The 13,812-nt window shown below is 57.8% G+C and carries 15 protein-coding genes; 10 read left to right on the plus strand and 5 right to left on the minus strand.

Features of this window, described 5'->3' with window-relative positions:
* Window positions 1-68 precede the first annotated feature (68 nt).
* Both msrB and msrA read left to right on the plus strand, forming a co-directional pair.
* Window positions 69-575: a peptide-methionine (R)-S-oxide reductase MsrB gene (gene msrB, locus ABSH60_RS21995; protein WP_390976164.1), complete on the plus strand. Its 507-nt coding sequence runs from the start codon at window positions 69-71 to the stop codon at window positions 573-575.
* 18 nt (window positions 576-593) lie between these two features.
* The gene (gene msrA / locus ABSH60_RS22000) at window positions 594-1,334 is read left to right on the plus strand and encodes a peptide-methionine (S)-S-oxide reductase MsrA (RefSeq protein WP_390976165.1); all 741 of its coding nucleotides are present in this window, start codon (window positions 594-596) and stop codon (window positions 1,332-1,334) included.
* 234 nt (window positions 1,335-1,568) lie between these two features.
* Here msrA and ABSH60_RS22005 read toward each other — a convergent pair whose 3' ends face one another.
* The gene (locus tag ABSH60_RS22005) at window positions 1,569-2,462 is read right to left on the minus strand and encodes a proline iminopeptidase-family hydrolase (protein WP_390976167.1); all 894 of its coding nucleotides are present in this window, start codon (window positions 2,460-2,462) and stop codon (window positions 1,569-1,571) included.
* A gap of 89 nt (window positions 2,463-2,551) precedes the next feature.
* Window positions 2,552-3,307 (minus strand): autoinducer binding domain-containing protein, encoded by a 756-nt coding sequence (locus ABSH60_RS22010; RefSeq protein WP_390976168.1) that lies wholly within the window; start codon window positions 3,305-3,307, stop codon window positions 2,552-2,554.
* A 315-nt stretch (window positions 3,308-3,622) separates the two neighbouring features.
* On the opposite strand from ABSH60_RS22010, the gene ABSH60_RS22015 reads away from it, so the two are divergent.
* The 7 genes from ABSH60_RS22015 (at window position 3,623) to ABSH60_RS22045 (ending at window position 11,264) form a co-directional block, all read left to right on the plus strand.
* Window positions 3,623-4,561 carry an ABC transporter permease gene (locus ABSH60_RS22015; protein ID WP_056780070.1) on the plus strand — a complete coding sequence of 313 codons (939 nt, stop codon included), beginning with the start codon at window positions 3,623-3,625 and terminating at the stop codon, window positions 4,559-4,561.
* Window positions 4,558-5,418 carry an ABC transporter permease gene (locus ABSH60_RS22020; protein ID WP_122096747.1) on the plus strand — a complete coding sequence of 287 codons (861 nt, stop codon included), beginning with the start codon at window positions 4,558-4,560 and terminating at the stop codon, window positions 5,416-5,418. The genes ABSH60_RS22015 and ABSH60_RS22020 overlap by 4 nt, the downstream gene beginning before the upstream one ends.
* Window positions 5,415-6,392: an oligopeptide/dipeptide ABC transporter ATP-binding protein gene (locus ABSH60_RS22025; protein WP_390976170.1), complete on the plus strand. Its 978-nt coding sequence runs from the start codon at window positions 5,415-5,417 to the stop codon at window positions 6,390-6,392. The genes ABSH60_RS22020 and ABSH60_RS22025 overlap by 4 nt, the downstream gene beginning before the upstream one ends.
* Window positions 6,376-7,404 (plus strand): oligopeptide/dipeptide ABC transporter ATP-binding protein, encoded by a 1,029-nt coding sequence (locus tag ABSH60_RS22030; protein ID WP_390976172.1) that lies wholly within the window; start codon window positions 6,376-6,378, stop codon window positions 7,402-7,404. Before ABSH60_RS22025 ends, ABSH60_RS22030 begins: the two co-directional genes overlap by 17 nt.
* Before the next feature lies 1 nt (window position 7,405).
* Window positions 7,406-8,920 carry an ABC transporter substrate-binding protein gene (locus ABSH60_RS22035; RefSeq protein WP_390976174.1) on the plus strand — a complete coding sequence of 505 codons (1,515 nt, stop codon included), beginning with the start codon at window positions 7,406-7,408 and terminating at the stop codon, window positions 8,918-8,920.
* Window positions 8,921-9,141: 221 nt separating this feature from the next.
* Window positions 9,142-10,638, plus strand: coding sequence for an MFS transporter (locus ABSH60_RS22040; RefSeq protein WP_390976176.1), 1,497 nt, complete (start codon window positions 9,142-9,144; stop codon window positions 10,636-10,638).
* A 47-nt stretch (window positions 10,639-10,685) separates the two neighbouring features.
* A complete protein-coding gene (locus ABSH60_RS22045) occupies window positions 10,686-11,264 on the plus strand; it encodes a TetR family transcriptional regulator C-terminal domain-containing protein (protein WP_390976178.1) in 579 nt (192 codons plus the stop codon).
* A 58-nt stretch (window positions 11,265-11,322) separates the two neighbouring features.
* Here ABSH60_RS22045 and ABSH60_RS22050 read toward each other — a convergent pair whose 3' ends face one another.
* On the minus strand, window positions 11,323-11,979 hold the full coding sequence (locus tag ABSH60_RS22050) for an FCD domain-containing protein (protein WP_390976180.1): 657 nt from the start codon (window positions 11,977-11,979) through the stop codon (window positions 11,323-11,325).
* A 112-nt stretch (window positions 11,980-12,091) separates the two neighbouring features.
* On the opposite strand from ABSH60_RS22050, the gene ABSH60_RS22055 reads away from it, so the two are divergent.
* On the plus strand, window positions 12,092-12,568 hold the full coding sequence (locus tag ABSH60_RS22055) for an OsmC family protein (protein ID WP_390976182.1): 477 nt from the start codon (window positions 12,092-12,094) through the stop codon (window positions 12,566-12,568).
* A gap of 58 nt (window positions 12,569-12,626) precedes the next feature.
* Here the strand turns inward: ABSH60_RS22055 and ABSH60_RS22060 are convergent, their stop codons facing one another.
* Together ABSH60_RS22060 and cydB are read right to left on the minus strand one after the other, a co-directional pair.
* Complete coding sequence (locus ABSH60_RS22060) at window positions 12,627-12,791, minus strand: DUF2474 domain-containing protein (RefSeq protein ID WP_082465766.1); 165 nt, start codon at window positions 12,789-12,791, stop codon at window positions 12,627-12,629.
* 11 nt (window positions 12,792-12,802) lie between these two features.
* Window positions 12,803-13,810, minus strand: coding sequence for a cytochrome d ubiquinol oxidase subunit II (cydB, locus tag ABSH60_RS22065; RefSeq protein ID WP_122096739.1), 1,008 nt, complete (start codon window positions 13,808-13,810; stop codon window positions 12,803-12,805).
* Window positions 13,811-13,812: the final 2 nt, after the last annotated feature.

Consider the following 13,812-nt stretch of genomic DNA (forward strand, 5'->3'; position numbering starts at 1 on the left):
CGCGAGGATTCCGTAATCCCTCGCCCTGTACTCTGATGCCATCGACAGCAACCGCAACGGTGGCAACAATGATCAACAGACGTAATTTCTTGCTGGGCAGTGGCGCGGTATCAGCTGCTGCGGTGATGGGGCTGATCCCGTCACTGTTTTCCCGCGATGCCGACGCGCAGGCGAAATCCGCTAAATTCGACATCATGCTGACGGATGCTCAGTGGCATCAGCGCCTGAACGACGATCAGTACCGCATTTTGCGCGAAGCCGGCACCGAGCGGCCTTATTCCAGCCCGCTGAACAACGAGCACCGGGCGGGGGAATTTGCCTGTGCGGGCTGCAATCTTCCTCTTTTCTCCTCAGCGACCAAATTTGACAGCCACACCGGCTGGCCGAGTTTCTGGAAACCCTTGCCCGATTCGGCGCTCACCAGCCGGGATACCTCGTTCGGCATGGTGCGCGATGAAGTCCATTGCCGCCGCTGCGGCGGGCATCTCGGTCATGTTTTCGACGACGGCCCGCAGCCGACCGGCCTGCGTTATTGCATGAACGGGCTGGCAATGACGTTCACCCCCAACGTTTAATCAGGCAGGAAGTTCATCATGAAGAAAATTACCGACAAAAGAGTGAAGTCGTTACGCAATTACAGCCTGATCGCCGGTCTGGTGCTGGCCTCTGCGTTTGTGTTTCAGAATAACGCCTGGTCTTGGGGCGGAGCCGAGCCCGCGGTGGTGATCGCCGCCCCGGCAAAAGATGAACCGGCAGCCACATCGCGCAGCGAAACCGCGCTGTTTGCCGGCGGGTGTTTCTGGGGGATCCAGGGGGTGTTCCAGCATGTGAAAGGCGTCACCAGCGCGGTATCCGGATATGCCGGCGGGGCAGCAGGAACGGCAAATTACGAGGAAGTCAGCACCGGTGAAACCGGCCATGCCGAATCAGTGAAAGTGACCTTTGACCCGACACAGGTGACCTACGGCGAGTTGCTGCATATCTTTTTTTCGGTCGGACATAACCCGACTCAGCTAAACCGTCAGGGGCCGGACACCGGCAGTCAGTACCGCTCGGCGGTGTTTCCGTTAAATGCCGCGCAGGCCGCAGTAGCAAAAGCGTACATCGCACAACTCAATGCCAGCAAAAGCTTCAGCGAACCGATGGTGACAAAAATTGAAAACAACGCCCACTTTTATCCGGCGGAAGCCTACCACCAGAATTTCTTAAACGATAACCCGGACTATCCGTACATTGTGGTGAACGATCTGCCGAAAATTAAAGACCTGCAACAGGTGTTCCCGGCGAATTACCGCGAGCAGCCCGTGCTGGTGAACCCTGAAAGTAAGAATTGAGGCTACCGGAATGGCGGCTGACATGATTCAGAAAGGGGGAAGGCGGGGTTAACGGTATTCACGGCAAGAGCAGTCATTCTTTGAAGTAAAAAATGACTGCTCGTCTGATCATGGCGTGGACGTTTTACGTATTACGCCCTTCAATCAGAAATCCAGCTCGGCACCTAAATATGCACCGTCGGCCACCTGACGGCAACGTGTGGCGTGGTTTGCTGTGCTGTTGACGTGACGTCGTCACGTAACCGACGCTAAAAATTTCCCCACGCACGCCATGCACGCTTCCCGTTCTTCAACGTGCGGCATATGGCTGGAGTGTTCGAAAATCACCCATTCTGCCCCTTTGATGTGGTCGGCGAAGGGCTGCACAACTTCCGGTGCGGCTTCGTCGTAACGGCCTGATATCAGCAGAACCGGCACATTAATGGCCGCGAGACGGTCGATCACTGTCCACGCTTTCATGCTGCCAATGACGTGAAACTCGGTCGGTCCGTTCATGGCGAGGTACACCGTCGGATCGGCATCCATGGCGGCGAACGTGCGTTTCACCTCTTCCGGCCACGGATCGAGGCGGCAGACGTGACGGGCATAAAATACCTGCGACGCGGATTTGTATTCGGCACTGTCGATCGTTCCGGCCTGTTCATGGGTGAGCAAGGTCTGCTGAACGTCCGGCGGCAGTTCGCTGCGCAACCTTGCGGCAGCCTGCAACCAGAGCGCCATCGAGGCTGGTGAATTGGCGATGATCAGCGCTTTCAAACCGGCGGGTTGGGTGACCGCGTGTTCGGCACCGAGCATTCCGCCCCACGACTGGCCGAGCAGCGCGTAATCTTTTTCGATGCACAGATGGCGCAGCAGATTGTCCAGTTCCGCCAGAAACAGCGACGGTTGCCAGAAATCTGCCGGTTTATCAGGAAGGTGGGTGGAGCGGCCATTACCGATCTGATCGTAATGGATCACCGCCCGGCCGGTTTGGGCAATATCGCGGAAGGCATCCACGTAATCGTGGGTGCAGCCCGGCCCGCCGTGCGCGATCACCAGCGGCGTGACGCCGTTGTTCAAATCGCCGCAAACGCGGTACCAGGTCTGGTATTCCTGAAACGGCGCAAAGCCTTCAGTGAGCTTGACCATGTTGTTTCCCCTGTCGGTGAATAATCCTCACAGGGTAAACATCGGGACGGCGCTGAACAGCTAGTAAAAAAGATAGAAAACGTGAAAGCTCAGCTGTCGAGCAGGCGGTAATGCATGGCGCGAACCACCGCCTGCACGCGGTTGCTGGCCCCCAGTTTGCGGCCGGCGGTGTTGAGATGCAGCGTGACGGTGGCGATTGACCGGTTCAGCTTACGGGCAATCTCTTTGGCGGTTAATCCCTCCGCCGCCCACGCCAGACATTCACATTCGCGTTTGCTTAACCTGACGTGCTGACAGGTCAGCACGCTGCTGTCGAACAGCGGAAACACGCACTCCTGAAAGGTCAGCGCCAGCAGGCTGAAATCGCCCAGCACGTCATGAATATCAAGCTCGTGCCCGGCGCCGGTGTGGATCCCGGTCACCGTAACAAATCCGCCGTTGGGCAGATGCAGCGGCACGGTCGCGCCACTGGGCATATTGTTATCGCACATGTAATGGGTGACCGGTTTATTGAGGTCACTCAGACGGTTTTGCAGCGAGGTATTGTCTGGCCGCTGATAAGACCAGACGAACGGCGCACAGCTCTCCAGCGCATAATGCTGCACCGGGTCCACCTGATAATATCCGCTCTCCAGCCACAGCCGCTGCATATCTCCCGGTACATTGCACATCTGCAACAAGGAAGGCGTGATCAGATCCCCTTCCAGCGAACGGGGAACCGGCGTGAAATCGTAAATCAGGGCATCAAATCCCAGGCGCGATGTCTGGGCGAAAAGCTGGGCAAACGCGCCTTCCACGGTACTTTCCCGCATCCCCTGCGCACTCTCTGTCACTGCGAGTTTCATGAATTCATCTCCGCCATGCTTCAACGTAAAAACGGCATTTGCCCCTCCGGCACGGTTCCTGCGTTGCCCAACCTGTGCCTGAAAAACATGCAATCGCGGTGCCAGATCACGGTGATAGCAAAACTAGTATTTTTGCTAACTACCGGTGCGGCACCACTGCGGCTAACGTAGTGCGACAGGGCAAAAGGCCATCGCAGGCGTGCCGAAAAAAGGGGAGAAACGCCGGGGTCCGCGCAGCCACACTGCACCGTGCTGGTGCGAATTTCGCCCGCCACGTCCGTTTTTGCACCGTTACACGCCATGAAGGGGACTGCCATGCACCGTTATCGTTTTCTGCTCTGGCGACCGCTGCAACTGCTGCCGGTGCTGCTGGGGATCAGCATTCTGACCTTTATTATGGTCCGCGCCATCCCCGGCGATCCGGCGAGGATCCTGCTTGGGGTGCACAGTTCGCCGGAAGCCATCGCCCGTATCCGCGCCCAGTTCGGGCTGGATTTGCCGATATGGCAGCAATACCTCTATTTCCTGCGCAATCTGCTTAACGGTGAAATGGGTAAATCGCTGATTTACCGTGTCGATACGCTCAAGCTGGTCACCACCCGTATCGAACCGACGCTGTATCTGGTGCTCGGCAGCGTGTTGCTGGCGCTGCTGATCGCGGTGCCACTGGCCGCCGCGGCGGCGAGACAGCGCGGAAAACTGGCCGATCAGGTGATCCGTTTGCTTTCCACCGTCGGCCTCGGCCTGCCCGCGTTCTGGCTGGCGATCATGATGATTTTGCTGTTCAGCCTGTCGCTGGGCTGGTTTCCGGTATCGGGGTACGGCAGTGACGCGGGTGAACGCCTCCGTCATCTGTTTTTGCCCTGCCTGACCGTCGCGCTGGCGCTGTCGGCGGTACTGACCCGCAACCTGCGCGCCAGCCTGCTGATGGAATTACAGAATGATTACGTGACGGCCGCCAGGGCGCGTGGTCAGAACGAAAACCGCATTTTCTGGCGTCACGTGATGCCCAATTCACTGGTGCCCACGGTCAACCTGCTGGCGGTGAACATCGGCTGGCTGATCGGCAGTACGGTGGTGATCGAAAGCGTATTTGCTATTCCCGGCATGGGGCAGTTGCTGGTGAAAGCCATCATCAGCCGTGACTACATGGTGGTGCAGGGCGTGGTGCTGGTGTTTGCGCTGGCGACGGTCGCCGTGAATCTGATCGCCGATCTGGTGACCGTGGCGCTGGATCCGAGGGTGACGTTATGAGCATGACAGAAAAGTTAATCACGCAGCGGCGGGTGTACTTTCCTCTGCGCTGGCTGCCGCGCCAGCAGGCGCTGCGGCTGGGCATTCTGATGTTGCTGGTGTGGATATTAGTGGCGCTGCTCAGCCCGTGGATCGCGCCATTTGACCCGGTTGCGCAGGATGCATCCGTGACGTTGTCACCGCCTTCATTCGCCCATCCGTTCGGCACGGATAACTTTGGCCGAGACATCCTTTCCCGCGTGATGTGGGGCGCGCGGGTGGATCTGCAAATTTGTCTGATTGGCGTCATTTTCCCGTTCACTTTCGGCACGCTGGCGGGGGCGTTTGCCGGGTATCTCGGCGGCGCGGTGGACACAATCTTTATGCGGGTGATCGACGTGGTGCTGGCGTTTCCGTTTCTGGTGCTGATGCTGTCGATCATCGCCATTCTCGGGCCGGGGCTGGGCAGTTTTTATATCGCGATGGCAATGGTCGGTTGGGTGTCGTATGCCCGTCTGGTGCGGTCGCAGGTGCTGACGCTGAAACACCGGGATTTCATTCTGGCGGCGCGCAGCCTCGGTTACAGCCACCCGCGCATTTTACTTTTACACCTGCTGCCCAACGCACTGACCAGTTCGCTGGTGTTCTCGATGTCCGACTGCGTGCTGGTGTTACTCAGCGGCGCGTCGGTGAGTTATCTCGGCCTTGGCGTTCAGCCGCCCGTTGCCGAATGGGGCGTAATGGTTGCCGAAGGCCAGAGTTTTATTACCACGGCGTGGTGGATAACCACATTTCCCGGCCTGGCCATTGTGGTGCTGGCGATGAGTTTCAGCCTGCTGGCCGACGGGCTGGGCGACAAACTGGGAGAGCGGCCATGACGTTATTGCAGGTGTCCGATTTAACCATTGAAGACCGGCAGGGCGTGGCGCTGGTGGACAGGCTCTCGCTGACGCTGAACGCGGGAGACATTCTCGGGCTGGTGGGCGAAAGTGGCTCCGGAAAAACCCTGAGCTGCCGCGCCATTATGCGGTTGCTGCCTGGCGAAGGGCTGAACATCCGCGCGGGAGAAATTCGCCTGAATGGCACAGATCTGCTGACGCTGAGCGACAAACGCATGACCGCCGTTCGCGGGCGTGAAATCGGCATGATTTTCCAGAACCCGGCCAGCCATCTGAATCCGGTGATGAGCATCGGCCAGCAGATTGCCGAAAGCCGCCGGCTGCATTTCGGGGCCAGCCGCCGCGACGCGCATTTGCAGGCGGTGGAACTGCTGCGTCAGGTCGGTATTCCTGATCCGCAGCGCCGCGCAGATAACTATCCGCATGAGTTTTCCGGCGGTATGCGCCAGCGCGCCATGATCGCCGTGGCGCTGGCCTGCGAACCCAAAATGCTGATTGCCGACGAACCGACTACCGCGCTGGACGTCACCGTGCAGATGCAGATTTTGCGGCTGCTGCGCGATCTGCGCGACAGGCTGGGCATCGCCATTATTCTGATCACCCACGATCTTGGCGTAGTGGCACAAACCTGTGACCGCATTGCGGTGATGTATGGCGGCCGCCTGTGTGAAACCGGCGAAAAACGTCAGGTGCTGGCACAGGCGCAGCATCCGTACACGCGCGGGCTGATTGATTGCCAGCCTGCCAGCGACGGCGGCAGCGGACGAATGATCACGCTGCCCGGCCAGCCGCCGGTGGCGGCACGTTTCCCCGCGGGCTGCCGGTTTCATCCGCGCTGCGCACGGGCATCCGCACAGTGCCGTGCCACCCAGCCCGCCATGGTGGCGGGCAGTCACGCGACGGCCTGCCACCATCCGCTGACCCACGGGAGGGAAAATGAATTTGCCATCTGAACTGAGTTCGCAGCCGTATCCGCTGCTGGAAGTGGAGGATCTGTGCGTGACGTTTCCGGTTTCCGGATTTGGTCTGAAAAAGCGCCACGTTCAGGCGGTGAACGGCGTGTCTTTACACATTCATGCGGGTGAAACGCTGGGGCTGGTGGGCGAATCAGGCAGCGGCAAAAGCACGCTGGGCCGGGCGATGTTGCATTTGGAAACGGCCAGTGCCGGACGGGTGCGTTTTCGCGGGCAACTGATCACCGACGGCGTCAGGCCCGATATCGCCCGTCTGCGCCAGCAAACCGCGATGATTTTTCAGGATCCTTACGCCTCGCTGAACCCGCGCCAGACGCTGGGTGAAAGCATCAGCGAAGTGTTGCGGGTGCACCAGAAAGTCGCGAAAGCGCACATCGCGGGGCGGGTGAGTGAACTGCTGATGCGCGTGGGCCTCAGCCCGGAACACGCCGCGAAACGGCCGCAGGCGCTGAGTGGCGGACAGTGTCAGCGTGCCGGTATCGCCCGCGCACTGGCGATCGAACCGCGTCTGATCGTGGCGGATGAATGCGTGGCTGCGCTGGATGTGTCGATCCAGGCGCAAATCATCAACTTACTGATGGATCTGCGCGAAAGCATGGGGCTGGCGATCTTGTTTATCGCGCACGATCTGGCGATTGTGCGCCGCCTGTGTGACCGCGTGGCGGTGATGTACCTCGGGCGCATTGTCGAAAGCGGCCCGACGCAAACGGTGTTTACTGCGCCGCGCCATCCTTATACCGCTGCGCTGGTGGCGGCGATCCCTGAAATCGACCCCGACCGGCCGCTGCCGGAGCATCCGTTACAAGGGGAGCCGCCGGGCCCGGTTTCTCTCCCTGCGGGCTGCGCTTTTCATCCTCGCTGTGCCTTTGCGCTTGCCGCGTGCAGGCAAGGCGCGGCACCAGAAACCCGGCATATTGCCGATCATGCTTTCGCCTGTGTGCTTGACGGCCACAAACGCGAAGGCGTCTATCCGATGACTGAAGGAATGTGACATGAAACAAAAGCATTTTAACGTTGTGGCCGCCGGGGTGCTGCTGGCGTTGAGCCTGGTCAGCGAAATGGCGCAGGCGGCGGGAGTTTTAACCATCGGTCGTCGTGAAGACAGCACCACATTTGACCCGATCAAGTCCGCGCAAAACGCGGATAACTGGGTGTTCTCCAACGTGTTCGATCCGCTGGTGCGGGTCGATAATACCGGCGCCAAACTGCTGCCGGGGCTGGCGGAGAGCTGGACGATTTCGCCGGACGGCAAAACCTATACGCTGAAATTGCGCGACGCGAAGTTCTCTGATGGCACGCCGGTCACCGCTTCCGATGCGGTATTCAGCCTGACGCGTATCCGCGATGATGCCGGTTCCATGTGGAAAGATTCCTACAGCATTATTGAAAGCCTCAGCGCGCCCGACGCCCGTACGCTGGTGATCACCCTGAAAACCCCGTCGGCGGCCTTTTTATCGCAACTGGCGCTGCCTAATGCCTCGGTAATTTCTCAGCAGGCCTTCACCAAACAGGGCGCGGATGATTTTGCCGAGCATCCGGTGGGTTCCGGCGCCTTCAGTGTGAAAGAGTGGACACGCGGTGAAAAAGTCGAGCTGGTGAAAAACCCGTATTACTGGGACGCCGCCAGGGTAAAACTGGACGGCGTCGAGTGGCTGACGTTGCCGGATGATAACACCCGTATGCTGAAGGTGCAGGCCGGCGAGCTGGATGCGGCGCTGTCGATTCCGTTCTCGCGCATCGCCTCGCTGCAAAAAGACCCGAAACTGAGCGTGGAGCTGGACACCTCAACCCGCGAAGATCATCTGCTGATCAACCATGCCCACGGCGATCTGGCAAAAGTGGAAGTCCGTCAGGCGCTGGATTTCGCAATCGATAAGAAATCTATCATAGACACCGTGACCTTCGGCTACGGCAAAATTGCTAACTCCTACATTCCTGACGGCGCGCTCTATCACTACGCCGCTAACCTGCAACGCCCGTATGACCCGGAAAAAGCCAGACAGCTGCTGGCGGCGGCTGGTGTCAAAAATCTGACACTGAAATATCTGGTCAACGCCGGTGATGAAGTGGACGAGCAGATCGCGGTTCTGCTGCAACAACAGCTGGCCAAAGCGGGCATCACCGCCAGTCTGCAAAAGGTGGATCCGAGCCAGAGCTGGGACATGCTGGTGGCGGGAGATTACGACATTTCGGTGATGTACTGGACCAACGATATTCTCGACCCGGATCAGAAAACCACCTTTACGCTGGGGCATGATTCCAACAACAACTACATGACGCACTACCACAACGAAAAAGTGAAAGCGCTGGTTGCGGCTGCGCGCGTAGAAATGGATCCGAAAAAGCGTGAACAGATGTATATCGATTTGCAGAAAATGGCGAAAGCCGATGTGAACTGGATTGATCTCTATTACAGCCCGTACCGCAATGTGACCCGTAAAAATATCAAAGACTTCCATCAGAATCCGTTAGGCCGTTTCACGTTAGAGGAAACGGTGAAAGAGTAATTTTTGCCACACCAGGGAAAATAAGTAGCACTTAAAAAAGTCAGTCTGTACCCCCCCTTAGCCCACTTTCGAGTGGGCTTTTTCGTGTCAGGTATCTGCCTTTGTGCACCCTGCGCAGGGTAAATCATTCATCAACGGACCGGCTGACATTGCTTGCTTTTGAGCGGGCGCTCAAGTACCTTTCGCGCTTGAGCAAGTGCTCAAAAACTTCAGAGGCTTCTATGTTTTCCCACAACCGCTGGCTGATCCTTGCCATTGTCACCAGTACACTTTTCCTGATCATCATTGATATGACGGTCTTATACACCGCACTGCCGCGCCTCACGCTGGCTTTGGGTGCATCGTCCTCGGAAAAATTATGGATAGTGAATGCCTATCCGCTGGTCGTCGCGGGGCTGTTACCCGGCGCGGGAATGCTCAGCGACCGGCTGGGCCACAAAAATCTGTTTATGTGGGGGCTGCCGGTGTTTGCGGTGGCGTCGCTGTGCGCGGCGTTTTCCACGTCCGCTGACATGCTGATCGCTTCGCGGGTTTTCCTGGCGGTGGGGGCGGCAATGATGATGCCTGCAACGCTTGCGATCGTGCGCCATGTGTTTACCGATGAGCGCGAAAGGGCGCTGGCGATCGGCATCTGGTCCGCCGTTGCCTCCGGTGCCGCTGCGCTCGGCCCGGTGATCGGCGGCGTATTGTTGGAGTATTACTGGTGGGGTTCGGTATTCCTGATTAACGTGCCGGTTGTGCTGGCCGTTTTCCCGTTCGCGCTGGCGCTGATCCCGCGTGGCAAAGGCAACAAGCAACGGCCTTGTGATTTTATCGGCTCCGCGCTGGTAATGGCGGGGCTGGTCGGGGTGATTTACGCGCTCAAAGAGCTGAGCCATATCAACTCTTCATGGCTGGTGATCGTCTGCGCCGCTGCCGCAGGGGTGATATTCCTCGGCTTCTTTGCCAGAAGGCAGCAGCGGGCCTTGCAGCCGATGATCGACTTCTCGCTGTTCCGTAACCGGGCGTTTGCCTGTGGTGTGGGGGTTGCGATCACGTCAATGATTGCGCTGATCGGCATCGAACTGGTGCTCAGCCAGCGGTTGCAGCTGGTACTCGGGCTGTCGCCGTTTATGGCCGCCATGTTTATTCTGCCGATCCCGGTGGCCTCTGCGCTGGCCTCACCGCTGGCGGGTATGCTGATCCCGCGAGTGGGTGTGCGCAGGATAATGGTTGGCGGTTTTGCGCTGTCGGCGCTGGGGATTGTGATGCATGCGCTGGTGTTTGATGCCGGAACCTTACTGCAACTCATCAGCCTGTTCATTCTCGGTTTTGGTCTGGGCGGTGCGGTAACGGCAGCCTCGACGTCCATCATGCTTAACGCACCGGAAGACAAAGCCGGGATGGTCGCCGCTATCGAAGATGTGTCGTGGGAAATGGGCGGCGTGCTGGGCGTGACCTTGCTGGGCGGCCTGATGACCGCGGTTTACAGCCGCAGCCTGGAACTGCCGGCAGGGCTGGTGAGCGGTGATGCCGCCTATGACAGCCTCGACGAAGCGTTGGCGCTGGCCAGCCATCTCAGCCCGGAACATGCGTCCTTAATCAGCAGCCTCGCCCGCGCTGCGTTCGACCAGGCCTTTATGGCCGTGCTGGTGTCGGCTGCCCTGCTGGTGATCGCCACCGTGATTGTGGTGAAAATCGTATTACGTAAGTCATTGGGCGCACGTCTGCCTTCCTGATAAAATGCGGGCAAGAGCGGTTGCTCAGGGCCAGCACAGGATTGATGATGAAAGAAAATCAGGAGGCGTTAAGGGCTAAAATTCTTGACGGTGCCATCAGTCTCTTTATCGAAAAGGGGATTGAGAAAGTGACGACGCGCGAACTGACCGAGCACGTGGGCATTTCACGCAGCCATATTTATCACTATTTTCGTGACTGGCAGACGCTGTGTATTGAAGCGTTATCGGTGGTGATGCTGGCGGAACTGAAAGAGTTCACCTCAGAAATTGCGACGCTGCATCCGCAGGAAAAACTGCATACGCTGGTGCGTAATTATCTGCCGGATACGCAGGGTGATATCTGGCAGCTTTACGGCTCGCTGTGGCAACTGGCGGCGCATAACGAGGCTTATGCCGAACTGGCGCGGCTGATGGTGCATAAGTGGCTGGAACTGCTGGCGGAAATTATCCGCGCGGGGATCGAGGCAGGGGTTTTCCGGTCGGCCAACGCAGACCGGGTCACCCGCCAGCTTTCCGCGATCATGAATGGCTATTCCGATCAGCTGATCGTCATGCCTTCTGCCGAAGCCCGTCAGGAAGCAATGGACGATATTCTCGATTTTGTGGCGTTGGTGCTGGAGAAATAACCCCATTTCCAGGCGGCTTTTAACATAGCAGCCCGGAACATCGGCTTCGGGCAGTCACTCATTTCTGAGCCGAAATCCCCTTACTGATGAAATCTTTCAGCACTCTTCCGGCAGATTCAATATGCCGGAAGGTTTCCTGCCGTGCCGCCTCTGCATTGCCTTCCCGGCACGCATTAAGAATCAATTCATGTTCGTGCTGAAATGCCTGAGTGTCTGAAAGCAGTCTGCGCTGAAAATGTTCGTACCTTTCTATCTGATTACGTAACTCGTCGATCATCGCCAGCAGGCGCTTATTTTGACATCCGCGGTACAGCAGACCGTGAAACTCACGGTTGTGCTCTCCTTGCCTGTCGGCGTCTTCGGCATTGCCGAGCAGTGTGTGCGTGAGTTCCGCTCTGGCCAGCGTTTCGGCATCCATATTCTGCACGCTGCTAAATATCGCTTCCCCCTCAAGTAAAGCCCGCAGTTCATAAATCTCAGCGATATCCTCAACAGACAGTGTTCTGACCACCGCCCCGCGGTTTCTGAAAATATCCACCATGCCTTCCTGCTCCAGCAGCCGGATAGCTTCCCGCATCGGAACACGGCTGACAGCAAACTGGCTGGCCAGATCCCTTTCTACCAGCCGCGAGCCATCAGGCAGCGAGCCATTGTTAATCATCTTCCTGAGTGATCCGGCAAGCATTTCGGCGGTGGACTGGGGTTTCAGCGTCATCATTTTCTCCTGTACATTATGGAATAATGGTATACCATTTTTGGCATCAAAGGGAGAACTATCCCTCTCCACCCCTCAGTATCCCCACTTAGCAACGACAGGAGCACCCGCTATGGCACATCGCGAGCATCATTATCAGGTCAACATTGAATGGACAGGCAACAAGGGTCGCGGAACAGAATCCTATAAAACTTACAGCCGCGATTATGAAATTTCCGAAGGGAAGAAACAAAGCATTGCCGGTTCATCAGACCCGGCATTTCTGGGGGATGCCGCGCGCTGGAACCCTGAAGACCTGCTGGTGGCTTCGGCTTCAGCCTGCCATCAGCTCTGGTATCTGCATTTATGCGCCGAGGCGGGTATCAGTGTTGATTCTTATACCGATAAGGCTGAAGGGGTCATGACAGAAGGTGAGAAAGGGTGTTTCACGAGTATCACACTCAAACCCGACATTGCGATCCGTGACGGGGATGATATTCAGCTCGCGAAGGAACTGCATCACCGCGCACATGAACTGTGCTTTATCGCGAATTCGCTGAACTTCCCGGTATTGTGTGAACCGGTGATTAGATATTGTTCAGCATCTTAACGGGCGGCAGAACGCCATGCTAAAAACAGAGTCCGGCACAGTGCCGGACTCTGTTCACTCAATGACTTCTCATTCCCGCTGCAAACATCAGCAGATGAAACGCCGTTGCCACAACAAATAGCGCCAGCACGCTGCCACCCCAGATGACGGCCATCCAGCCGACGCGTTTCCAGAACGGGGCTTTGGTGATGACGTTGTCATCCATCTTTTGAATCAGATTCATCAGGTTACTCCTCAGTGATAACCCTGATCCGGTGTGACTTTCCCGCGGAACACGTAGTAGCTCCAGAAGGTGTACACCAGAATAATAGGGATGATGAACAGGGCGCCGACCAGAATAAAGCCCTGACTTTGCGGAGGTGAAGCCGCTTCCCAGATGGAAATGGACGGCGGAATGATGTTCGGCCAGATGCTGATACCCAGCCCGGTATAGCCCAGGAACACCAGTGCAAGCGTCAGCAGGAACGGCGCGTGGTGCGCATTTTTGCTGATGGCGCGGAACATCCACGCAGAAACCAGCACCACCAGCACCGGGACCGGCAGGAACCAGTAAAGGTTAGGGCGCGAGAACCAGCGGGTGGCGATGTCGCCGTGGGAGAGCGGTGTCCACAGGCTGACCGCCGCCGTCACCAGCAGGAATACCACCAGCAGCGGTTTGGCGATCTTGTGCATCGCTTCCTGCAATTCGCCTTCGGTTTTCATAATCAGCCAGGTGCAGCCAAGCAGGGCGTAAGCCACCACCAGCGCAACACCACAGAACAGCGTGAACGGCGTCAGCCAGTCCAGTGCGCCACCCGCATAAGTGCGGTTTACCACCGGGATACCGTTGATCACCGCGCCCAGCACCACGCCCTGGCAGAACGTCGCCAGCACGGAACCGCCGATAAAGGATTTATCCCACACGTGGCGTTTGGCCGGGCTGGCTTTGAAACGAAATTCAAAGGCCACGCCACGGAAGATCAGGCCGAACAGCATCAGGGTCAGCGGGATGGTCAGCGCATCCAGAATCACCGAGTAGGCCAGCGGGAATGCGCCGTACAGCGCCGCGCCGCCGAGCACCAGCCAGGTTTCGTTGCCGTCCCAGACTGGCGCAACGGTGTTCATCATCACGTCACGGTCGTGTTCTTTTTTCACCAGCGGGAACAGCAGACCGATACCCAGGTCGAAGCCGTCCATCACCACATACATCATCACGCCGAAGATGATGATCAAAAACCAGATCAGCGGTAAGTCGATACCCATTA

Source organism: Rahnella sp. R3(2024) (genome assembly GCF_042920125.1).
GTDB classification, from domain to species: domain Bacteria; phylum Pseudomonadota; class Gammaproteobacteria; order Enterobacterales; family Enterobacteriaceae; genus Rahnella; species Rahnella rivi.